23 protein-coding genes and 1 pseudogene are annotated in these 22,927 nt (G+C 47.6%); 9 read left to right on the top strand and 15 right to left on the bottom strand.

All coding sequences use genetic code 11. The features are described from left to right. Positions 1–36 precede the first annotated feature (36 nt). Positions 37–579 carry a hypothetical protein gene (locus FS628_RS06995; protein WP_145320318.1) on the bottom strand — a complete coding sequence of 181 codons (543 nt, stop codon included), beginning with the start codon at positions 577–579 and terminating at the stop codon, positions 37–39. Between the two features lie 104 nt (positions 580–683). Between FS628_RS06995 and FS628_RS06990 the strand changes: the two genes are divergently transcribed. Beyond that, positions 684–1,547, top strand: coding sequence for an SDR family oxidoreductase (locus tag FS628_RS06990; RefSeq protein WP_145320317.1), 864 nt, complete (start codon positions 684–686; stop codon positions 1,545–1,547). Between the two features lie 12 nt (positions 1,548–1,559). On the opposite strand, the gene thrS is transcribed toward FS628_RS06990, so the two are convergent. From thrS to FS628_RS06975, 3 genes are all read right to left on the bottom strand, one after another. After that, the gene (gene thrS, locus FS628_RS06985; RefSeq protein ID WP_260870946.1) at positions 1,560–3,560 is read right to left on the bottom strand and encodes a threonine--tRNA ligase; all 2,001 of its coding nucleotides are present in this window, start codon (positions 3,558–3,560) and stop codon (positions 1,560–1,562) included. Between the two features lie 472 nt (positions 3,561–4,032). Beyond that, positions 4,033–5,793: a sensor histidine kinase gene (locus FS628_RS06980; protein ID WP_145320315.1), complete on the bottom strand. Its 1,761-nt coding sequence runs from the start codon at positions 5,791–5,793 to the stop codon at positions 4,033–4,035. Further along, positions 5,790–6,551 (bottom strand): response regulator transcription factor, encoded by a 762-nt coding sequence (locus tag FS628_RS06975; RefSeq protein ID WP_145320313.1) that lies wholly within the window; start codon positions 6,549–6,551, stop codon positions 5,790–5,792. The genes FS628_RS06980 and FS628_RS06975 overlap by 4 nt, the downstream gene beginning before the upstream one ends. Positions 6,552–6,813: 262 nt before the next feature. On the opposite strand from FS628_RS06975, the gene FS628_RS06970 reads away from it, so the two are divergent. Together FS628_RS06970 and FS628_RS06965 are read left to right on the top strand one after the other, a co-directional pair. Then, entirely contained in the window at positions 6,814–7,872 is a 1,059-nt protein-coding gene (locus tag FS628_RS06970) for a peptidoglycan DD-metalloendopeptidase family protein (RefSeq protein ID WP_222125193.1), read from the top strand. Positions 7,873–8,208: 336 nt separating this feature from the next. Continuing rightward, entirely contained in the window at positions 8,209–8,712 is a 504-nt protein-coding gene (locus FS628_RS06965; RefSeq protein ID WP_145320309.1) for a GNAT family N-acetyltransferase, read from the top strand. 141 nt (positions 8,713–8,853) lie between these two features. On the opposite strand, the gene FS628_RS06960 is transcribed toward FS628_RS06965, so the two are convergent. Further along, positions 8,854–9,345 carry a DinB family protein gene (locus FS628_RS06960; protein WP_145320307.1) on the bottom strand — a complete coding sequence of 164 codons (492 nt, stop codon included), beginning with the start codon at positions 9,343–9,345 and terminating at the stop codon, positions 8,854–8,856. Positions 9,346–9,630: 285 nt separating this feature from the next. On the opposite strand from FS628_RS06960, the gene FS628_RS06955 reads away from it, so the two are divergent. From FS628_RS06955 to FS628_RS06930, 6 genes are all read left to right on the top strand, one after another. After that, positions 9,631–10,050, top strand: coding sequence for a hypothetical protein (locus tag FS628_RS06955; RefSeq protein WP_145320305.1), 420 nt, complete (start codon positions 9,631–9,633; stop codon positions 10,048–10,050). Further along, the gene (locus tag FS628_RS06950; protein ID WP_145320303.1) at positions 10,047–11,336 is read left to right on the top strand and encodes an ammonium transporter; all 1,290 of its coding nucleotides are present in this window, start codon (positions 10,047–10,049) and stop codon (positions 11,334–11,336) included. The genes FS628_RS06955 and FS628_RS06950 overlap by 4 nt, the downstream gene beginning before the upstream one ends. Before the next feature lie 379 nt (positions 11,337–11,715). Continuing rightward, on the top strand, positions 11,716–12,657 hold the full coding sequence (locus FS628_RS06945) for a DUF1963 domain-containing protein (RefSeq protein WP_145320302.1): 942 nt from the start codon (positions 11,716–11,718) through the stop codon (positions 12,655–12,657). A 375-nt stretch (positions 12,658–13,032) separates the two neighbouring features. Next, complete coding sequence (locus tag FS628_RS06940; protein WP_145320301.1) at positions 13,033–13,491, top strand: DinB family protein; 459 nt, start codon at positions 13,033–13,035, stop codon at positions 13,489–13,491. Between the two features lie 145 nt (positions 13,492–13,636). Next, positions 13,637–14,593 (top strand): aminoglycoside phosphotransferase family protein, encoded by a 957-nt coding sequence (locus FS628_RS06935; protein ID WP_186327729.1) that lies wholly within the window; start codon positions 13,637–13,639, stop codon positions 14,591–14,593. 157 nt (positions 14,594–14,750) lie between these two features. Next, positions 14,751–15,257: a DUF2569 domain-containing protein gene (locus FS628_RS06930; RefSeq protein ID WP_145320299.1), complete on the top strand. Its 507-nt coding sequence runs from the start codon at positions 14,751–14,753 to the stop codon at positions 15,255–15,257. 130 nt (positions 15,258–15,387) lie between these two features. Here the strand turns inward: FS628_RS06930 and FS628_RS06925 are convergent, their stop codons facing one another. The 10 genes and pseudogenes from FS628_RS06925 to flgB all read right to left on the bottom strand — a co-directional run bounded on the left by FS628_RS06925 (position 15,388) and on the right by flgB (position 22,882). Continuing rightward, positions 15,388–15,846 carry a threonine/serine exporter family protein gene (locus tag FS628_RS06925; protein WP_145320297.1) on the bottom strand — a complete coding sequence of 153 codons (459 nt, stop codon included), beginning with the start codon at positions 15,844–15,846 and terminating at the stop codon, positions 15,388–15,390. Between the two features lie 18 nt (positions 15,847–15,864). Further along, complete coding sequence (locus FS628_RS06920; protein ID WP_145321442.1) at positions 15,865–16,626, bottom strand: threonine/serine exporter family protein; 762 nt, start codon at positions 16,624–16,626, stop codon at positions 15,865–15,867. Positions 16,627–16,863: 237 nt separating this feature from the next. After that, on the bottom strand, positions 16,864–17,169 hold the full coding sequence (locus tag FS628_RS06915) for a hypothetical protein (RefSeq protein ID WP_047842070.1): 306 nt from the start codon (positions 17,167–17,169) through the stop codon (positions 16,864–16,866). A gap of 64 nt (positions 17,170–17,233) precedes the next feature. Continuing rightward, positions 17,234–18,277 carry a S66 family peptidase gene (locus FS628_RS06910; RefSeq protein WP_145320295.1) on the bottom strand — a complete coding sequence of 348 codons (1,044 nt, stop codon included), beginning with the start codon at positions 18,275–18,277 and terminating at the stop codon, positions 17,234–17,236. A gap of 97 nt (positions 18,278–18,374) precedes the next feature. Further along, complete coding sequence (locus FS628_RS06905; RefSeq protein WP_186327728.1) at positions 18,375–19,712, bottom strand: DUF4179 domain-containing protein; 1,338 nt, start codon at positions 19,710–19,712, stop codon at positions 18,375–18,377. After that, positions 19,702–20,223 carry a sigma-70 family RNA polymerase sigma factor gene (locus FS628_RS06900; protein WP_145320291.1) on the bottom strand — a complete coding sequence of 174 codons (522 nt, stop codon included), beginning with the start codon at positions 20,221–20,223 and terminating at the stop codon, positions 19,702–19,704. The genes FS628_RS06905 and FS628_RS06900 overlap by 11 nt, the downstream gene beginning before the upstream one ends. A gap of 442 nt (positions 20,224–20,665) precedes the next feature. Continuing rightward, positions 20,666–21,187, bottom strand: a complete 522-nt coding sequence (locus tag FS628_RS06895) for an ankyrin repeat domain-containing protein (RefSeq protein ID WP_145320289.1) — start codon at positions 21,185–21,187, stop codon at positions 20,666–20,668. Positions 21,188–21,219: 32 nt separating this feature from the next. After that, on the bottom strand, positions 21,220–21,624 hold the full coding sequence (locus FS628_RS33445; protein WP_440131266.1) for an NUDIX domain-containing protein: 405 nt from the start codon (positions 21,622–21,624) through the stop codon (positions 21,220–21,222). 207 nt (positions 21,625–21,831) lie between these two features. After that, positions 21,832–22,323 (bottom strand): annotated as a pseudogene (locus tag FS628_RS33440) (GNAT family N-acetyltransferase); the annotation flags it as partial. A gap of 148 nt (positions 22,324–22,471) precedes the next feature. Continuing rightward, the gene (flgB, locus tag FS628_RS06880; RefSeq protein WP_145320286.1) at positions 22,472–22,882 is read right to left on the bottom strand and encodes a flagellar basal body rod protein FlgB; all 411 of its coding nucleotides are present in this window, start codon (positions 22,880–22,882) and stop codon (positions 22,472–22,474) included. Between the last annotated feature and the right edge of the window lie 45 nt (positions 22,883–22,927).

The raw sequence follows: 22,927 nt of genomic DNA, 5'->3' as shown, positions 1-22,927 counted from the left end.
GGTACACCTCCTTTTCTTTTTAAGCGATAATTGTTGTTATTCAGGACGATTATATTTCAAGTGTTTTCTATATTTTTTAACGGTATGGAGCAGTGCTTCGAACGTTTCTTCTTCATTACTGCCATCTTTAACGATGGTGACAAATGAGAAATTATCATGAACAAGTTTGTTTCTCGTCTGAAACACCTGACTAAGGGCTTCGGCAAAGTGTTCCTTTTCGGATTCCAGGGCAATGAATTCTTTACTCAGTTCGGCCTGAATAATCTCCATATTGGAACGTGCACGGTAGGCAGGAGTTTTCATCAGCTGGGTCGAATTAAACTTTTTCTGATATACGTGTCTGTACAGTTGATTTAACATTTGTTCAATAATGGCGCATAGTTCAATGACGAGTGAAGCATATCTTCGGTTTTTGCGTTTACGGGTGAGCTCACGTGATTCTTCGTCGTCCAAGATACCGTATTTTTCATACAGCGTGGAATCGACGCTCTGCAAGATATCCTCATATTCCTGTTCGAGTAGTGCGATTTCGAGTTTGGCTTGTTTTTTAACTTTTTTAAAATCTTCTTTGGTCAGCATACTTGTCCTCCCATGGAAACCGAGATGTGATCCTATCATTATCTCATATTGTACGCCGTCGCGCCTCTAATTTCGGAACCTCAGGTTCAGAAGGGAAGTACCTCATGTCCAATCAGACAGCAATTGTAACAGGAGCTAACTCAGGTATGGGGTTGGCAACGACCATTGAACTTGCAAGGCAAGGATATCGCGTAATTATGGCATGCCGCAGTGAGAAGCGCGGACAGGAGGCTCTTCAGGAAGCTGTGCGTCAGTCCGGCTCTTCTGCGATTGAATTGATGTTGTGTGACCTCGGTTCACTCGACAGCATACGCCAGTTTGCCCGAACATTCCGCGAGTGCCATGACAGCCTTGACGTTCTGGTTAATAATGCGGGGGTAGTGATGGTTAAGCGGAAGGAAACCTCAGATGGGTTCGAACAAAGTATCGGTATTAACCATCTGGGGCATTTCCTGCTGACCTTACTTTTGATAGAACCTCTGAAAGCCGCGAAGCAGGGACGGGTTGTGAACGTTTCGTCAGGTGCGTACAAGGCCGGCAAAATCCACTTCGAAGATCCACATCTGCACAAAGGTTATAATCCGATCAAAAGCTATGCTCAATCCAAATTGGCTAACGTGCTGTTCACTCGTGCACTGGCTCGCAAACTGTCGGGTACGTCTGTCACAGTGAACTGTCTGCACCCTGGTGCGGTGGGAACGAGTATTGGCGTAGATCGCAATACCGGATTTGGCACACGCATTATGGCGTTTGTAGGCAAGCTTCCATTCTTCCTGTCGCCTGAAGAAGGGGCGCGAACGGCTGTCTATCTGGCCACAAGTCCTGAAGTTGTCGGGATCACCGGAGGTTACTTCTATCAACAGAAAGAGCAGCAGCTGAAGGCACATGCCGTTGATGATGCTTCAGCTGAGCGTTTCTGGATGTGGAGCGAAGAACAGGTTGGGCTGAAGCCTGACGAGAAGTTGTGATGCGGATGTGGATCAGGCTTTAGCTTTCACCGCTTGTTGGATCATTTCAATAAAAGCTTCAATAGGTTGGATGCCTTGATCTCCCTGACCGTATGCACGGACAGATGCGGATGAGGCATTTTTCTCATTCTCACCAAGTACGAGCGAATAAGGTACTTTTTCCATCTGAGCTTCACGGATTTTGTACCCGAGCTTCTCGCTGCGCAGATCTGTTTCTACCCGGATGCCTGCAGCCCGGAGCTGGCTTTGTACTTGAAGCGCGTAATCGGCGTAATGATCCGATACAGGCAGCAGCTTCACTTGCACAGGTGCGAGCCAGAGTGGGAACGCACCTGCATAGTGCTCAGTCAGGATGCCGATGAAACGATCGATGGAACCGTAGATGGCACGGTGGATTACGACCGGACGGTGTTTTAGGCTATCCTCGCCAATGTAAGTGAGGTCGAACTTCTCCGGCATTTGAAAATCAAGCTGGATTGTTCCGCATTGCCAGCTACGCTTCAGCGCATCGAGGATGTGAAAGTCAATTTTCGGTCCATAAAAGGCACCGTCTCCTTCGTTAATGCGATATTCCACGCCCCGACGATCCAGAACATTTTGCAATGCGCGTTCCGCCTGATCCCACAGTTCTTCCGATCCCATGGAATCTTCCGGACGAGTGGACAACTCAATCTTATATTCGAATCCAAAGATATCGTACATACGTCCGATCAGTGAGATCGCCTGATTGATCTCGTCCTCAATCTGCTCTGGCATGACGTAGAGATGAGCATCATCCTGGCAGAATGTCCGCACGCGCATCATACCGTTCAGGGCACCTGAGAATTCATGACGGTGAACCTGACCGAATTCCATCATGCGAATCGGCAATTCGCGGTAGGAATGGAGTGTATTTTTGAAGATCAGCATGTGCCCGGGGCAGTTCATCGGTTTGAGTGCAAAAGTCGCATCGTCCACTTCCGAAAAATACATATTGTCCTTGTAATGCTCCCAGTGGCCGGATTGCTCCCACAGCCGGTTGTTCATCATGAGAGGAGTCCGGACTTCCTGATATCCCTCTTGCAATTGCAGCTCACGGGAGAACTGCTCCAGTTCAGTGCGAACAGTCATGCCTTTGGGCAGATAGAAGGGCATGCCGGGAGCTTCTTCAGAGAACATGAACAGTTCAAGCTCTTTGCCGAGTTTACGATGATCCCGTTTTTTCGCTTCTTCGAGCATGTGCAGATGTTCATCCAGTTGGGCTTTGTTCGGAAAAGCAGTGCCGTAGATGCGTTGCAGCATCTTATTATCCGAGTTCCCCCGCCAGTACGCACCAGCCACATTCAAGAGCTTGAATGCTTTAATCCGACCAGTGGATGGAAGATGGGGACCGCGGCATAGATCGAAGAACTCTCCTTGATCATAAATTGAAAGTTCTGCTTCCTCTGGCAAATCCCGAATAAGTTCAAGCTTGTACGGGTCCTGGATCTCTCCGAATATACGAAGGGCTTCCTCCCGGTTAACCACCCGGCGACTGATCTTATGATTCTCCTGAATGATTTTGTTCATTTCCCGCTCAATGGCGGCCAGATCACTGATGGACAAGGCATGCTCCAGATCAACATCGTAATAGAATCCATCTTCAATGACGGGGCCGATGCCCAGTTTTACTTGTTCTGCACCGTAGATACGTTTGAGCGCCTGTGCCAGCACATGTGCTGCGCTGTGACGATAACGATATAGACCTTCCGCACTGTCCAAAGTAACGATGACTAGTTCGCAATCCTGTTCCAGCATCCACTCCAGATCAACGTTCTTGCCATCTACAATACCGCCAATGGCCTGTTTGCCCAGGCTTGTGCTGATGGATGAGGCGACCGCACCCACAGTGACGCCTGCTTCGTAGGAACGTACCGCGCCGCCTTGCAGACGGACCTCAATGGAATGGCTGGATTTTTGCAGATCATTTGCTTGGTTGTTAATTTCGTTACCTGATTTGTTGCTTGCTGAGTTACTGTTTTCCTGTTTGCTCATGTGAACCACTCTCCATTTCTTAAAATGAAAGCGCAAAAAACACCCGTCCCGGAAAAGGGACGAGTGCGCTTGGCTCGTGGTTCCACCCTAATTTGGTTATGGTGCATCCTGATCTCGGCCAGCCGCCGTGAACAGGAAACATCATAACCCTCATTGGAATCCGTTATCGGGGATCAGGCGGTGAACTCTACTGGCAACATGCCGAACATCCGAAGGAAGTCCGAAATGCTGAGGTTCGAGGTCACGGCTGCAGAGGGGTAATTCCGGTCCGTTCGCTGAAGAAGGTTTCACCAATCCCCTCTCTCTCTGGGCAGCACGCAAACGAAATCATGTCTCTGGTCATCGCCAAATATGTTAGATCAACTCATTAGAATTATTCTGAAATATGTTGCATTCAATATCAATATATTGGAACAGGTGTTGTTGAGTGTCGATTATATAGACTGAAAATGGAAAGGTCAAGTGGAACATTTTAATTGGTTTGGGACGGCTCATCCCATATTAAGCGAATGAGTGTTCCTTCACCAGGCGTGGATTGTACCTCAATACGACCTTTCATGGCTTCGATCAAACCTTTGGTTACCGCCATACCCAGACCTGATCCAACATCCGATGTACCTGTATCTGTACCGCGATAGTATCGTTCAAATAACTTCCATACCGTCTCGGAGTCCATGCCTCGTCCATTATCTGCAAACTGAATGCTGAATTGATCTGCTTGCTTACCTGAATGAACACTAACGACCAGGGTGGACTCCAGTGGATTATGAAGAAGGGCGTTGGCGGTCAGATTATCCACGATTCGTTCAAATGACGGAATATGCACAAGGCCATATACTGGCACTTCGGAAGCTTGGAAGATAATACGACCTTCCCCATATGCCGGATTCCGTTCAGCGCGCTGAATCAGATCACGAAGCAACGTATTTACGTCAGTCTCTTCCACCACAGGTTGATATCCTCCACTGCGTAATCGATAGGTCATGGCAAGGTCGTTGACAAGCCTGTCCATATACATGGATTTATCGAGCATTATGCCTGCGAATTCCCTGACTTCTTCCTCGGTCCAGCTATATTTGTCCGCCTCAAGCATATGGGCGTATCCCTGAATGGAGGACAGGGGCGTCTTAAGATCATGTGTTATGCCAGCAATCCATTCCTCGCGTAGTGAATCGGTCTGTTTCCGAAGTTCTTCATCTTGTTTCAACGTGTGAGACAAGGCTTGCATGGAGCGGAGCACCTCAGCATACACGTGATATTTCCGTTTCCATTTTCCGTTACGACGCTGGCTGCGAGGTACTCCTAACGTTCCGGTGGGTTCCTCGTAATGCCCTCGCTCCAGACGCTGTAACCATTGGAGCATATGCAGCATGGGCGAGCCGAAGCGGTTGGCATACCAGAAGGCGAGCAAGATGAGCAGAATGATGATGCTCACGATCAATATAACCAATGCCGGTTCCAGAATAAAACTGTAGGGGTTCTCATTCCCGGTGGCGGATGGGTCACTAGGAATGCTAATCAGCCAAGTGGTTTCATTCTGTTCGTCGTACCACGTTGCAACAGACAGGCCATATCGACTCGGATAGCGAACTTGCAGAACGAGTTCCTGAATGGTGTATTCGGTCGGTACGTCCATGGCTGGTTTGTTGAAGGAGGAGATTTCACGTCCTGACGGGTCCAATACTTGAAGGTAGGCATTGGCGGCACGAATGGCTTCTTGTTGCTCAGGTTGAAGAGCGAATTTTCCACTGGTGGGACCTCGATCCGAACGAATTTGATCTATTAGGACCCTGGCTGGGTTGCGCTCACCATATAACAAGGTAAAATCCTTTCCGTTCTTCTCCCGGATCAGCATGACAATCTGATAAGGGAACGGCTTCTGGCTTTCCCAGTATGCAATCAATTCCCCCGGTTTATAGTGAGTAGGAACATCGGCAGGTGTGTGATATTCATCAATGGCGTAACCTTGTTCATCCAGAACCTGGAGCCAGCCTTGATTTTTATCCACTTGTTTCAGCAATTCGGGGTCATATCGGATGGTATCATCCGGCATGATCTCTGCTGTATTAATTAATTGGTCCAGACCGTTGGTGGCAAAATCATCTACCAGATTCACTTCATTGATCTTCTGCACGACCCAGTAGGTGGCTACAGACCCAAGCAGGATAATAAGAACAACTGCACCGGCGAGCATCCCGATAAACCGGGTCATTAACCTGCGACGAATACTCATGGGCGTGACACATGTTCCGGCTGAATCAGTTTGTATCCCAGACCCCGGACGTTAACCAGAAACACTGGATTGGAAGGATCGGCTTCAATGCGCTCCCGAATGCGGTGAATATGGACCATCACGGTATTGTCATCACTAATGGCTTCAGAGCCCCATACCCGCTCATATAGATCTGATTTGGTGAATATGCGATTGGGATGCTTGCAGAAAAAGAGCAGCAGTTGAAACACAAGTGCCGGACAGGTTACGGATTCTCCTTCAACTCGAAGCTCACCAGCCCATTCCAATACCTGGAATCGTCCAAAGTCGTACACACCCTCCGGGATGCTGGAAGATGACGTATTTACGTTAGATGAGACGTGGTCCGAGATCGCTGCTGTTTTTGTAGGTAAATAACGCTTCAGTAATGATTTAATTCGAGCAACGACTTCGAGAGGATTAAAGGGTTTGGCAACATAATCGTCGCCACCAACGGCGAACCCGGTTAATTTGTCATAATCCGTTGTTTTGGCCGTCAGAAACAGGATAGGAGCATCGGTGACCTGCCGTAGGAAAGGACAGATTTCCAGTCCGCTTTTGCCAGGAAGCATGATGTCGAGCACGATGCAATGATACGTCTTGTTGTTGCAGGCCTCAATGGCAGCTTCACCTGTTGTAACGGTGTCAATATCGAGAAACTGCTCTTTGAGCAGCACGGTTTTGAGCATATGCAGAATAGCCTGTTCATCATCCACAAGCAGTAATGAGACGTGATCCATAGTTTAAAAATGACCTCCTGATACTTCCTTTGTGTTTATTGTTAATCATACCATCCAAGAGGGCTGTATAGCGTACGAGCTATCTTAACGGAATCTTAATTATGCAGCGTCAGAAGGCATGGCGAGTTTAACTACATGTAAGTTGGGGTTAGACGAAGGATAAGACTCATTCTGTACACTTAACTGGAAAGTATAACGATCAGTAGAAGGGATGTTGAGAATGAACAGGAAAGGTCATCTGAACTCAGAACAAAACACATATTTGAAATTACAGCATAGAAAGGGCTGGAAGGTCCTTGCGATTACCCTTGGAGCTTGCGTGATATTGTCTGCTTGCGGCAATGGCAACTCGATTACTTCCGACCAGGCTGAGCAGCAGTCAGCCGAACAGGCGTCCAATAATGAAGCAAGTGAGAACTCTAATCAGGAGCAGAACTCAAGTGCGGAGGGGAGCACGATGGTTACACCGGACAATTTCATAGATACGTTGATGAACGGTTCAAAGGATGCAATCTATAGTCAGTTTTCTCCCGAATTGAAGGAAACGTTAACGCTTGAGCAGTTTAAAACGACCGCCGATCCTTTTCTGGAGGGCGTTGAATCGTGGGAGCAAGTGGTAAACGTCGAAATGAATCAATTATCAGAGGTTGCTTGGAAGGATGAGACAGGAACGAAAGGGATTCGAGCCTATTTTTCCGAAGAAAATCAGATCGAAGGTCTGCTGATTCAACCACTGCAAGCTCATGAAGACACGGATGCCAAATTCACCAAAACCGAATTTCAATTCCCGTTGAAGGGGGAATGGTACGTATTCTGGGGAGGCAATGATGCCCTGTCGAACTATCATTATGAGCATGAGACGCAGCGGTATGCGCTAGACATCGTCCGGACGAAAGATAATTCCAGTTATCAAGGTGATGCAACGTCAAATGAAAACTACTATGCTTTTGGTGAACCGCTCTATGCAGCTGCCGATGGTACTGTCGTCGACATCAAGAACGACATTCCGGACAACGTACCGGGGGTCATGAATCCGGAAGAACCAGCGGGTAACTATGTGGTGATCGACCATGGAAATGGGGAGTACAGCATCACAGGACATATTAAGGAAGGCAGTGTTGCGGTCAAAAAAGGAGATAAGCTCAAGCAGGGAGACCTCATCGGTGAGCTTGGTAATTCGGGGAACTCCAGTGAAGCTCATCTGCATTTCCAGGTATCGGACGGCCCGGATCTGTTCACATCTCGCTCAATCAACATTCGTTGGGCAGACCAGAGCCAGCAGTTAACGCGTGGGAACACAATTCAGGGACTTCCAGAGTAATGCTATATATAAGTTAAAGCATTGAATTTACACTGGACCACTACGCGGTCAGAACCATCTTCCGATCGCTGTTATCCCCAGATTTTATCGATTCCCTTATATAAAGGGGAAAATCCGGGGATAAAGGCGGCGCGTATGCTTCCGATGCAGCTTTCTTTCAGAAAGCTTTTAGCTTCGCTTCTTCTGATTGGTTCTGTCCTCTCCGTTGTCGTGTAAATATTTACTTAAACATATACTGATTTCTCTGTCAGAATGTTAGAGGTGACGAAGGCTTCTATTTTCCATTATAATATCCTCTATGATAATAGAACGATCTGGAATGATGGAGGAGTAGCCATGAAGTTGGAAGATGTGCAGATTGAATATGCGCGCCTGGAGGACTTGCCGAGAATAGTGGAGATATATAACTCTACCATTGAGAGCCGCATGGTCACAGCGGATCTGGAGCCGGTGACGGTGGAGCAACGTGTTCCGTGGTTTGAGGAGCATTCGCCGGATTATCGTCCGCTCTGGGTGATGAAGCACGCGGGACAAGTTGTAGCTTGGGCGAGTCTCAGCTCGTTCTATGGACGCCCTGCGTATAACGGAACGGTGGAAGTTAGTGTATACGTGGATCAACAATGCCGAGGAATTGGGGCGGGTGGACGTTTGCTCAATACCGTATTTGCGGCATGTCCTGCGCTGGGCATTACAACGATTCTCGGATTTGTCTTTGGACATAACGAACCGAGTCTGGGGTTATTGCGCAAGCATGGTTTTGAGCAGTGGGGATATTATCCCGAAGTGGCTGTGCTGGATGGTGTGAATAGAGATCTGGCGATTTTGGGCAAAAAAATATAAGTGCTCTGCTTATTTGTGATATGAGCATGGGGATGTCTGAATGTATTAACACTATATTGGAACGTTGAAACCTCCAACCTAAATTTTAGGATTGGAGGTTTTTTTGTTGTTCTAATATAGAACTCCAGTATGTGAAGACGTTTATACGCCAAACTGATGCTTAATGCTCTGAATCTGTCCCAAGTGACGCTCCTCATGATAACTTGCGAAGTCAATCCATTGTGTAAGATCCAACTCACCGAATACGGGATGAGGAAAGGACTTGCTGCGCAGCAGGTCAGGGTCATGATCCAATGCAAAGTTGTTTAGCGCCTGGTGGGATTCCTCCAGATCACTCCGTACATCTGCGAGTGCTTCGCGTGCTGCTGGAGGCTGAAGATGGGGCGGTGCCTCAATGGAGCGGCTACGGTCCAGTGTTAATTCATACGGCTTTTTGTCCACAGACACGGTCTGGTCCTTCACAAGTGCAAGGCGGGCTTGCTGTCCGATTACATGTTCCATTAGATTCAGATGACGCAGTACTTGCAGGATACTCCATTGTTCGGGTGAAGGTTTCCGGTTCAATTGGTCTTCTTCAAGCCCCGAGACGCTTTCCCAGATTTGGTTACGTATATCGTCATTACGAGTAAACATCGTGCAAACCTCTCCTTATGTGGGTTCTATGATGATGGTAGTCTGTGAATGTCCATTACCCAAAATGTGGATGTTTATTCTATAAGCCTAGACAATTGAATGATTGAATGCGAATAACTATAGCAATTAACCTTGTTAGGTGCAGTTGAGTTGAAATAAAAAAAGCCGTTCTCCACGAACGATCATTTTCAAACGGTAACATCCCCAAAAAAAGATTGACGGGCAGACCCCGGCAAACTATAATCGGTAACAAGTAACTTGATATGTAAGGAGTCCTGACATGATATGTTAGTAATCGACGAGGTGTATCACCATACAGCATTGCAAATATCATCGTCCGATTTATTGTACCTTATCGAACGGCTGAAGGTCAAAAAAGAAAATGAGATCGAAACGCTCAAACAGAAGATCGAACAGTTCGAACAGAAGCGTCGAGCGGAAGAGGTTGCTTATCAATCGTTGTCGCCCGTACGCAAATGGTTCGCGGGACGCCCCGCATCCCATCATCAGGCGGTAGAGTATATGGTGCAGGTAAAGGAACGTTTTCGCAAGATGGAACAGATTCGCAGACGCATACGTGAATTGGATCAGATCGCAGAACGAATTAAGCATCCGGACAGCATTGAGCGGGACGAGATTGAGCTTGCGCCCGATACAATCCGTGAGCTCAGACAGCTTAGTGAAACGGAGGATGTACAAGCATGACTTTGGAGACGTTAAGCACCGGGATTGATACGGTCTGGGTCGTACTGAGTGCAGCCATGATTTTATTGATGGAGGGTGGATTCGCCCTGCTTGAGGCTGGATTTGTACGTTATAAAAATAGTGTGAACATTATTATGAAGGTTTTTGCTGATATCACCATTGGAACGTTGCTATTTTATGCGATCGGATTTGGACTGATGTATGGTTCGGACGTTGGCGGTTTTGCTGGAGTAACGGGCTTCTTCCTGAATGGTGACTTGTCCCATCTGGACGTACCGGTATCGCTGGAGACATTCTGGTTGTTCCAGGCTGCCTTTACCATTGCCGTAATTTCCATCGTCTCAGGAGCAGTGGCAGAGCGCATCAACTTCCGTGCCTATCTTCTGTATATCATATTGATGACGGCGATCATCTATCCGATTGGTGGACACTGGGCATGGGGCGGTGGCTGGCTTAGTCAGCTGGGGATGCAGGACTTCGCCGGTTCTGCTGTCATCCATGCACTCGGGGGATTCTCGGCACTGGCTGCTGCGATTATCATTGGTCCGCGTAAAGGGAAGTACACGCCGCTTGGCGTAAGTGCTATTGCACTTCCGAGCAATCTGCCACTGGCATCTGTAGGTGCATTTCTACTATGGTTTGGCTGGTTTGGCTTTAATGCCGGCAGTACGCTGAGCGCAACGGATGTAAGAATTGGTCACATTGCTATTGTTACGATGTTATCCGCGGCTTCAGGTGGTGCGGTTACGCTGTTGTATACGCTATTCCGCTTCAATCGTTCGGATGCACCATCGGTCATTAACGGTTCGCTTGCGGGGTTGGTCGGCATTACGGCAGGCTGTGCATTTGTTGACGATGTAGCTGCCATATTCATTGGGGCGGTATCCGGTTTATTGATGATGGCTGCCACCAACTGGCTGGACCGTCGGCAGATTGATGATCCGGTCGGTGCGTTCCCGGTGCATGCTGCATCTGGTATGTGGGGAACGATTGCTGTAGGTCTATTCGCTACGGATGGTGGATTATTCATGGGCGGCGGCTGGAGGTTGCTGGGAGTTCAGGCACTTGGCCTTACAGCCCTGGTCATCTGGGGATTCGCCATGACCTGGATCGGTTTGAAGCTGATTGGCAAAATTGTACCTGTTCGTTCGACTGAGGAAGAGGAAGATCTGGGTCTGGATATCAGCTATCATGGTGTGATGGCTGCCCATCAGGCTCATGAATTCCTGGACGGTGAGGAGCATATGCGTGCTTACCAGGAAAAGCCTTCTGATCCGAATCGTTGAAATGGAATAAAGGATAAAGAAGTAGACTGACAAGGAATGTCAGTCTCTTTTTTCTATATAAATGGAACTACACATCTACACGAGAATGTATAGGACAGAAAGAACCTGAAGAAGCGGAGTTAAAAGCTTTCTGCAAGAATGCTACTCCGGAAGCATACACTTCGCCTTTATCCCCGGATTTTTACCTTTGCAAAGGTGAATCTAAAAAATCTGGGATCACAGCGATCGGAAGGTTGTTTTGTCATCGGAGTGGTAAGTGTAAAATATTCTTAAGTTCAATTTATGTAGAAGCAGGGAAAGACGTCAGGACGGAAGAATATACAGGGGTGAACCTGAATATGTCTCAGCATAGGTGTATTGCCTGAAGGGGAGGATCTATATGATTAAGCCAGAACAATGTGAACGTCTGACCAGAAAAGCTCGTAAAACACTTGAGGAATATGGTTTGGGAGTCGCTGCCGATCTGTTGTTATCTTCAAGCCGCTGGGGTATTCGCCTCGATGTATCCACATTGGACGAATATCGCAGAACAGGGAATTCACGTGTAGGTGGACATCCGGATTTACCAAGTCGCATGGAGTGGCCGGTAACACAAGAAGGAGTTCCAATGACTTTCCTGGCCCAGTTGAACCTAGTGGATTTATCACCATATACGCCGAATGATGGACGCGGGACTTTGCCTGAACGGGGCATGTTATACTTTTTCGTTGGTAAGGATGAATCTGCTTGTCCGATTGAGCATCGTGTGATCTTTGAGCCGAGTTCTCATAACCTGATAAGGCGAGAGCCAGAAGGTAATACCGCGCTGGATGGAGCTCCTTTTGTTGCACATTCGGTGACTGTGCTGCCTAATCTTGAGTTTCCTACATATGCTTATATAGATGCCAACGCGCTGAACGAGCTCTCGCCTTCGCAGCCTGAGACCGATGAGACCGAGGCGGAAATAGATCTGTATGACCGATACCTTGAATTCGAGTCGAACTGGAATCATCCAAGTACACTGAATTGGGGTGGGATGTTTGGATACCCTGATGGACAGCATCCGGATGCCGAGCACCGGGCCCTGTTACAGATTGTGCTGGGAGAAGAGTATGGTTATAACGAGCAGGAATGTGAGAAGAAGCTCACCTCGCATTACGGCGGTGATGAGGATCGGACATGGCAGGAACTATCCGATACGTTGCTGCTGTTGAAGATAGATACACATGACGCCATCGGTTTCCAATGGTGGGATTGCGGGGAATTGCAATTTTTCATTCGCAAGTCTGACCTGGAGGCTGGACGATTCGAGCAAACGTATTGTTCGTTATATTCCAGTTGAGCGAAGATTTGAAATCAAATAAGCAACAAAATGTCCTGAATCCCGTCTGTAAGAAGGAGGAAGGACTTTTTTGTTCGTAGCCCACTCCGATGACAGAACAACCTTCCGATCGCTGTTATCCCCAGATTTTTTTGATTCCTTTTATAAAGGGGAAATCCGGGGATAAAGGCGAAGTGTATGCTTCCGAAGCAGCTTTCTTGCAGAAAGCTTTTAGCTCCGCTTATTCAGGTCCTTTCTGTCCTCTCCGTTTTGTGTAAATGTTTAGTTCAATTTATATAGATTTGGGGTATAGCTTGTTTATATATTAGGGAGGGATATTTTGGTTGATAACCGATCATACGTTCTGTATAATGGGATAAAAAGGAAGTGTGCCTGTTGATTCAATCTGCGTTCAAACATATTGATGTGGCAGTAACATCATTAATTGATATATGTGATCAGCTGTCAGAAGAAGATTTGGCTTTGACTCCAATTGAGGGCAAACGGCCTGTTGGGGAACTGCTGTCCCATCTGTCTGTGATCTGCCGAGCGGATGTTTATATTTCGGAAGGTGCATCGGAAGAAGAGATGGCTCTATTCTATGCAGAGAATCAGGTTCATTCACTCAGTCAGATCAAGCAGGCTCTGATTGATAACCAGATGTATCTGTACCAACGCTACAGGCAGTTTAATACCGAAGAATTACTGCATGTGACGGATTCATACTGGGGAGCTTCCTATAGTCGGCTGGAGTGGTTGCTTGAGATTATGGGGCATGTGTATCATCACAGGGGGCAATTGTATACGATGCTGACCCTGACAGGCAAAGAACCCAAATCCGTGCTTTTTAAATAGGAAGATTTTATTCACTACGAGACATATGGTAATGATAGGAATGGATAGAATACATATGAGAGTGTTACAGGATATAATAAGCACTAAAGTGAGAATAGAACGACGATACTACACGCTATATGTGACACAACGGAGGATTCAGGACTTGGACCAATACAATACATGGAATGCATCGATGGACAATGCGTTGATTGACAGGTTAAAACAGATTCCTGAACTTGGTCAGGCCAGTCGGATTGAACCTGTCAGGAAGGGTTATTCAGCGGATGCTAAATTCAAAATTTTGGTCCCCGGCCAAGGCCATGTGCTGGTAAGGGTATATGATGTTGCTGAGGAATGGATGAAACAAAGGGAATATCAATGCATGAAGAGCATGCAACAATTAGGTGTACTGTGCCCATCAACGTTAGGCACAGGTAGATTGGATGAGAAGAGCGGTTATATGATTCTTAGCTACATCGAAGGCGAAGATGCTTCCGAGAGACTGCCTCAACTGAATGAACAGCAACAGTGGGCGGTTGGCTTGGAAGCAGGAGCACAGTTACAGCTGATTCACCGGTTGCCGATAGAGCAACAGATCGAATCCTGGTACATACGCAAGAGCACGAAGCATCAACGTTACGTTGAGCGGTATAAACAGTGCCCAATCGTGATGAACAAGGATCATGCTATTCTAACGTTTATTGAAGACCATCTCGGTTGGATGAAAAATCGTCCAGATGGATTCCAGCATGATGACTTTCACCCGAGCAATCTGATCGTGAATCAGGATAAGCTCGCAGGAGTGATCGATTTTAATCGTTATGATCAAGGTGACCCCATTCATGAGTTTTTGAAGCTGGGTTTATTCGCTTCGGAGATCAGTATTCCATATTCTATGGGTCAGATTCAGGGATATTTCGGTGGCAATGAACCGGATGAGTCATTCTGGAGATTGTATTCACTGTATATGGCTATGGCGCTGGTGTCTTCTGTGGTGTGGATTCAGCAGGTGAAGCCGGAAGAGACACATGAGATGATGACCAAGATCGAACGTGTCCGTGAAGATCACGATGATTTTCGCAGTTTCATCCCTCGGTGGTATACTTTGAACAGATCATGAATTATGGAAGGGAAAGGAATAGTGCCATGGCACAGCCAACAGATTATGCTAAAGGATACCCGGATCAGAAGAATGTTAAGGCTAGGCAACGAAGTGGAACTTAGGCACAAGCGGGTTATTACTGGAGACGTTTAATATTCGGTATGAGGAGGATGAAATGAACAATAGACACATGAATTCGGATGGAGAGCTGCCTGGCATCTCGGGATTAGGCGGCTGGCTTATTTTAATTCAAATGGGCCTATTTATTTCGCTCGTGCTTCTCATCGCGGATCTCTCGCAGGTGGCTGAGATTATGGATCCGGCAAGGTGGGAAGGCGTCCGTGGTGTTGATCCGGAACTGTATGCTGAAGGGATACGCCCGCTCCTCTGGTTCGGCGTCATAAGCAGCGTCATGTTACTCATGCTCGTTATCGTGAATCTCGTACTGCTGTATAAGAAAAAAAGGCAATTTCCGCGCATGATGATTATGCTGTACATTGCAAATGTATTGATTGGAATCGTGACATGGATCTTGATCGCACGAATCGAAGTTCCAAGAGAGCAGCATGTGCTCGATCCAACATCAGCATTTAATTTAACGATCCGATCACTTCTGACATGTTGTATCTTTATCCCGTATTTCCTGAAGTCGGTGCGTGTGAAGAATACGTTTGTGAAGTAAACAGAATATTGATTGATCAGCTGCTCTACAATGCTCTAGAGGAAAGCTATACGGAAGGCCCGTTAGTATACAAGATTTCATCCTGTATGCCTAACGGGCCTTCCACGTGTTGAATATATGAGAAGAACGATCATTTCGATGATGATTTTGTTCGTATCGAGCCTGGAATTCGGCGTATCATCTGGTTCAATACCTCGGATAACACCAGGCCTACGGCAATGGCGCCGGATAACATGAGTGCTTTGGCGGCCATCTCCATGGCTGCACTGTAGTCATTTTGCACAAAACTTCGCATCGCATTGTAAGCCAGTCCCCCAGGAACCAGAGGAATGATGCCTGCAACGCTGAAGATGATGACAGGTGCACGAAACATGCGAGAGAATACCTGGCTGATGACCCCTACGGCTATAGTCGCTGCAAGTGTAGCAGGAACCGCATCTGCTGCATATTCGAGCACGACATAGATAATCCAGCCGATCATGCCGACAAATCCACCGTGGAGCAGCATGCGCCGTGGTGCGTTGAAGATGATCCCGAACGCGGCTGAAGCGACAAAGCTGGTCAAGGCTTGTTCAATAAAATGGAGCATATCCTGCATTCCTCCGTCTTACATAAAAAGTGAAAATACAACCGCAATGCCGGTTCCTATGGCAAAGGCAGTCAGAAAGGCCTCGGCTCCCTTGGATAATCCGGACACCAGATGTCCGGCCATCAAATCGCGAACTGCATTGGTAATTAACAATCCCGGTACCAGTGGCATAACCGAACCAATAATGATTTTGTCCCGTTCATGTCCTGCTCCCATGTAGACCAGGAAAAAAGCGAGCAAGCCAATAACGAAGGACGCCGTAAGCTCGGCGAAGAATTTGACCCGTACCAATCGGTGAAAGGCAATAACGGCTGCATAACCTATGCCGCCGCAGATTAACGCCGGAAGAAAGTCGCTCCAACCCCCACCGAACATAATAGTAAAACAACCACTGGATAACGCTGCGGCTGTAAGCTGCACAGTCGTTGAATAGGAGGAGGGCTTGCCTTCAATCTGTACCAACAGGTCATGGGCTTCCTGAACGGATAGTTCCCCTTGTCCGATGCGTCGGGAGACCGCGTTCACTTCGGACACCTTGTCCAGATCTGTCGTACGCTCAGAGATGCGAATCAGCTTGGCAGGTTCAGTTGCATCGACAGAGAAGAAAATACCTGTTGGCACAACATAACTGTGCGAATGGGGTAAACCCATCGCTGCGGCCATACGTTTCATCGTATCTTCCACACGGTAGGTCTCACCACCGCTTTGCAGCATGATTTTCCCTGCGAGCAGACAGATTGCAATCACGCGGGATTGTTCAGTAGGGGTGTTGCCAATCATACCCGTCTCGGTCTGCGATACAGGTGATGAATCGTGACGTATGTATTCCAACCGGATCAAGCTCCGTTTCATATGAGATAAGGCGTGGTGCCGACACCATTGTATCATATTTCACACGCTCGCAAGATATCATACCGCACTAGCACCATGACGATTAAAAAAGCTTCGTTCCCAAGACCTGAAGGTCACAGGAGCGAAGCTTCTTGAAGCGGTTCGGATATCGTGGCATGTTACCAGCTACATCAACAGTGTAATAACCAACAGTTCATACAGCACAAGCGGCAAAATCGTCGGTCCAAACAAGGCACGTGGCTCAGGGTATCCATGCATCGGGGTAACCTGGAGATACAGAATTCCCCGGTCTGCACTAATAATGACGCCTTCCCATACCTGCCCATCGATATTCTGCACTTGTACCTTCTTACCTACATGCTGCCGGGCTGTATGATGAAGCATATTCCGCACACTTTGCACGGATTGAAGCATCGGTTGATTGGCTTGATACACGACACGCGTGGACGGCGTGGATGTGGATTCAGACATGATGCACAACCCTTCCTCAAAATAAGTTCTTACTTCAAGGTATGCATCTGCCTACAAAAGGTGATTACACGAACGCCATCTCAAGGCTCCCGCGTCCATTTTCATAAGCCACTTTGCCCAGTGCTCCATTCACAAAGGTTAACTGAGGCGGAATATGACCAAGATCCACATCGTACAGTACAGGGACATCCAGGTCCCTCAGTGCAGCGGAGAGGGCATCGGTGAAATTAAAATCGGCTGTATCGGAATAACCCGCAGGTCGTCCAATCAAGAAGCCTTTCACACCTGCAAACCAGCCTGCCTGTTTCATCTGCCACAGATGACGGTAGATATCTCCAGCGTTCATCTCACAGCTCTCCAGATACCAGATGGTTCCTTCGACTGCACAGTATTGCTCCAGATAGGATGCAACAGGTGCATATGGCGTGCCAATCAGACAGGAGATCGTATCCATACAGCCCCCAATCAGCCGACCGGAGAAAGCTACAGAGGTATCTGCATCTTCCGAGTGGCCGAGCTGTTTCCAGCGGGAGGGTGTATCCAAATTGAATCCAGGTAGATCCGGTTTCCATTCGGACTGGTAATGTGTAGAAGACAATTGAATGATCTGTCCGCCGTATTTGGTCTGTAACACATCAATCCAGCGCGCAGTCACGGGATCGAGGGCGTTTGATCTTAGATCCACATAATTGGTGCCATGTGCTGATGCTGTTCCGGTGATCAGGGTATATGCGAATAAAAAGGTGCTGATATCCGAATATCCCATAACCCATTTGGGCGGTAATGTTTTCAAAGCTTCCCAATCCAGCAGGGGGAGGATATCCATGAGAAACTCCCCACCCCATGGAGGAATGATGGCCTGAATACTAGAGTCACGGAAAAAAGCATTCATCTCTTCGGCGCGATCCTCTTTGGAGGCACTCACACATTTGGTGTTATGACGGAGCGAAGGGCTTTCTTGTACGGCAAAGCCCAGGCGCTCCATGTTTCGTTTACTCTCTTCAAGATAATGGTGCAGGGATTCGCCTACACCGCTGGAGGGTGCTGCCACACCGACAATACCCCCTTGCGAGAGTGGCTGTGGATAACGAATGGTACGTTGATTCATGTCTAAACACACCTTCCCTGTTAACATCTTTGCTCATCTTCACGAATGTTTCCATTATATAGAATATTCGCGATAAACACAGCCTGCTGACGTAAGATTAACGGTTCACAGGAATATCCAATGAGAATGGCAAGTTAACTTTCATTGGATAGGTAGAGATTTGCATCTGTATTTTCCCATTCATCTGGGCTCCATTTTCGACAGTAGAGGAAACAATGGAATGACTATCATCTGTCCCCTCCCCGCTACTCCAACTGAAGCTAGGAACTTCATATGACTTCCCTGCACTGTCTGTAACTTTTCCAAAAGCGAGAACGAATCCGCCGTCCATACTGCCAGCAACAGAGAAGTCAATAATTAGATCTTTGCCTTCAACCTTGCTGCCAACCATCTTCAATCCAGGGGGGCCACCTGTAATCTGACGTGATTGTAGATCAAGAACAAGATCCAATTCATCTTTATCCAATCCGGAGAAGCCAGATCCTTGCAATGTGAGCTTTTTCGGTATGGAGAAGTACATGCTTTCAAAGTAAATAGATCGCTCATCCTCACCTGTCGTGGTATCTGTTCTCCATGCACGACCTTGTTCATCGACCAGTTGAAGATCGCTGAACCCAAATATCTTTTTGGTGTTGTTTGGATCGAATGTCACATCAAGTACGAGACGAGTTGGATAGAGGGTCGCCTGTTTCACATCAATACGCTGTCCATCCACTGTTAACGTCTGATTCACGGGAATGACTTTTTTCATGCCTTTGGTAAGATTTTTGTCTACCGGGAACGTCATTTTCCACTCTTTGGAACTGGTGATATCTCTGGACTTAAACACAACGCTTAGCTCTTCGGGAGGAGAGGCTCCATCCGTAAAGATGACATCAATCATATTTTCATACACATTCTCGTTTGAGGTCGGTTTAGGTGAGGAGTATCCAAATCCAACAGGAAGATCTTTACCGTTCTCATCCAGCAAATCGATGTCATAGTTGAATTTCTCCGGATCTTTCATGCCTTTCATTGTGTAAAAAATAACCATGCGTGACTCGTCTGTGATAATGCCTTCAACGGTCACGGAAGCACCATCATGCTCATCGGTGATACCGACCTTCTGTAAGAGGGACTGATCGATTGCCATCATCAATCCTTTGTCCTGACGAATCATGCTTACAACCCCCTCCATACCAGGCAATTGCTCCACGAAGGACGCAAAGGCGGGAGAGACGCGGATACATCCGGTAAACAGCAGGATGAGGGCCGCAGCCGAGATGGAACTCATATACCAGCGCAGCCGGGACTTGCGCTTACGGGCAGCCTGGCGGATGCCGGACTGTACAGCCTGATAGGCCGCGGCATCGGGCACAGGCATTGTTTCGTATTCCGTCTTGCGAGCATTCAGTCGTTCTTCCAATACATCGAATGATTTATGTTCATCCGTCATGAGATGCATCTCCTTTCGTTTCAAGTTGATCACGGAGTTGTCCGAGTGCCCGATGTAATCGGGATTTTACGGTTCCGGTTGGGATTTCTAGAATGTCGGCGACTTCAGTTAAGGAGAAACCTTCGAAATAACTCAGGATAATAATCTGTTTGCAATCCCGGTCAAGGGTGGATACGGCGGCAGCAAGATCGGGGTCCGCAGGACGATCCCAGCTGCTGGATTCATGAATCTCCGTGACGGGACTGAACCGACTCTTTCGCTTGCGTTCGTCCGCACAGTAGTTGAGCAGAATGCGGATGAGCCAAGTGCCGAAGTAGGAGGGCTCTTTTAATTTTTTGAGTTTACGGAATGCCCTGAAGGTTGATTCCTGGATCGCTTCGAGCGCATCACCTTCGTTGTGCAAATAGGCATAGGCGATACGGTATAGTCGGCTCTGATGCAATTCCATTAAGGCTGCAAAAGCCTCGGCATCCCCTTTTTGTGCGGCGATGGTGAGCTGGGTAGGGGTCACGTGGCTCCTCCTTTCATGGATATGTTGAGTATTAGACCGTCTAAGGCGTCAAACGGTTCTTATATTCTGAAAAAAATGATATATTGCGTTTTCTATATAAGTTGAACGAAGTATTTACACGAGAACGTAGAGGACAGAAATAACCTGAAGAAGCGGAGCTAAAAGCTTTCTGAAAGAAAGCTCCTTCGGAAGCATACACTTCGCCTTTATCGCCAGATTTTCACCTTTGTAGAAGTAAATAAAAAAATCTGGGGATAACAGCGATCGGAAGGTTGTTCTGTCATCGGAGTGGCAAGTTTAAATATCTTTTGCCCAACTTATATAGCCTCACCGATAGAGGTATGTAAACGAAAAACAAATAACCGTCAGACCTTCTTTTTGTACTTCAAAAAGAGTTCTGGCGGTTACTTATCTATTGCTCATGCTTATCTGATCATTATTGCTACTGAGCTGCAACGGCTGATCGCAGGCAGGCAGCTGTAGAAGTGTTACCACGTTCTAGTGCAATGTCCAGTGCGGTTTGGCCTGATGAGTTCGCCGCATTTGGATCAGCCCCGTGCTGGAGCAACTTCTCAATAAGCTCGGTCTGGTCGGTATGAAATGCTGCCGAGTGCAGCGCACATTGTCCATCACTGTCCAAAATACTCGTGGATGCTCCATGTTCAAGTAAAAGGCGGATAACTTCTGGCGAACGTTCTCCGGCAAGAGCAGCATGTAGTGCAGTATTGGACGGAATAAAGGAGATACGGGAATGGGAAAGTGCGTCAACATCGGCTCCGTGCTCAAGAAGAACACGTACTGCTCCTGCTTGTCCAAAATGAGAGGCATATCCCAACGGAGTCAACCCATCCTGATTTTCAGTATTGGCGAGTTCCGGGTCAGTATCAAGCAGGGACTTCAGTTTCTCAACGTGGCCTTCCTGTAACAACTGGAATAGATGATTCATCTGTTCTGCGTGATTCATAGCGAATACCTCCATCGGATGGAATATTTGAATTACAGGGAGTCCTTATATAGCTTCTTCACAGCTTCCAGGCCAGGTACGGCAAAGCAGGCGAGTGGGGACGGCAGATCATAGAGCGGGAACCATCCGATCTCACCAATGGCTCCGCCTTCTTCCAGATTACGAGCATGGCCGCCGATCACCTTGGTGGAATAGAGAACGGATATCCAGTGTTCCTTCTGTTGCGGCTGGATCGTCTCCGCAGTGCAGAGCAGACTGTCGATGGCGATATCTAGATCCACTTCTTCCTTGATTTCACGGATAACAGCGGCTTCCAGTGATTCATAGGGGTCGACTTTCCCGCCAGGAATACTCCAGGTGTGCTGTTCGGGCTGACGATTCCGCCAAGCAAGAAGCACTTCGCCCCGTTCATTCAGGATCACCGCGCCTACGCCGATGCGGGGCGAAATTTCAGATTCGCCTACAGGATCTGAACTTAACTCCGATATGGACAACGCAGCTTGTTCGTTCGCATGACGCTGCAAAAGACCATCCACTGCCATTTTCTCGGATTCAGCAGTACGAGTTGATTGGAACGACAATGGAAGATGTGTTTGGGCCGACCATTCTTCCGCAAGGATACTCATCGAGATTAGGTCATAATGCCTGCCATCTCGCAGAACTGCAGAACGCTGGCGCCCCTCTTCCTTAAATCCAGCATTCTGGTACGCGCGGCGGGCGGCTTCGTTGTATTCGATGACTTCCAGCGCAATCCGGTTCAGGTTCAATTCGTGGAAGCCATACCGAAGAATCAGAGCCAAGGCATCGCTTCCGTATCCTTTACCTCGATCATTTTCTTCGCCGATGCCAATCGCCAGACGAGCCGACCGATTGTTCCATTCAATCCGGTAGAGCGCGGTGAAGCCAATGAATCGATTGCCCTCCAGCGTACGTAACGCAAATTCAAAACCGTTGTCTCGGCGGACAGAGGAGGAACCTGTCTCATCCGGCGTTAACGGAATAGCGATATCGGTATCCATATTGCGCAAATATTCGTAATCGTCTGTGAAGCGGGAGAGACGCATGCAATCTTCCGGGCATGGAGCCGCGAGCCTCACTTTGGAACCTTGAAAACCATTTAAATGACGTGGAGCCATGTTGCACCTCTTTTGTTCATGATGAAATTATTAGCTTCTCCCCATTATACTACGAACAGCAGAGGATACCGAAAAATGGAATCAAACAAGGGGCGCTCAGGGAAAAAGAGATAAAAAAAAGCAGCCATCGCGGGCTGCTGTACATACTTTATTTCAAATCATTCAGTAAATTTTTCATTTTTTTGTAGTGTCCACTGACCCGATCAACCATGTAGTTATACATAAGTTGATTCTCCGAGAGGTTCGCCATTTCCTTGTCAATGTCAACGTTATTGTTGTTGTTGTTCATGGCTGTTTCGTTGTTCTCGACAATTCGGTACTGCACAATGGAAGAATGGGGATCACTGATAGGGAAGTGTTTTTCATGAGTCCGCTTCATGGAGAGCTGATCTGATTTGCCATTCTCCACGATCCGTCTAAGCTCTTCCTGAAACTCTACCGTTTTCTTTTTGTAGTTAGGCGTGTCTGCATTGGCGATGTTGTTGGTGATGGCATTATGCTGAGCAGTCAGCGCTTGTAACAGTGATTCGTTACGTCTTGTCGTATTTGTTTCGATCACGGGCTCAGTCTCCTTCACTGCAAAATGATACAGTTACTCCTATAA

This window comes from Paenibacillus xylanexedens, from assembly GCF_007676705.1.
GTDB lineage: Bacteria > Bacillota > Bacilli > Paenibacillales > Paenibacillaceae > Paenibacillus > Paenibacillus xylanexedens_C.
The sequence above is the reverse complement of the archived record's forward strand: the minus strand, read 5'-3'. Positions and strand labels throughout refer to the sequence as shown.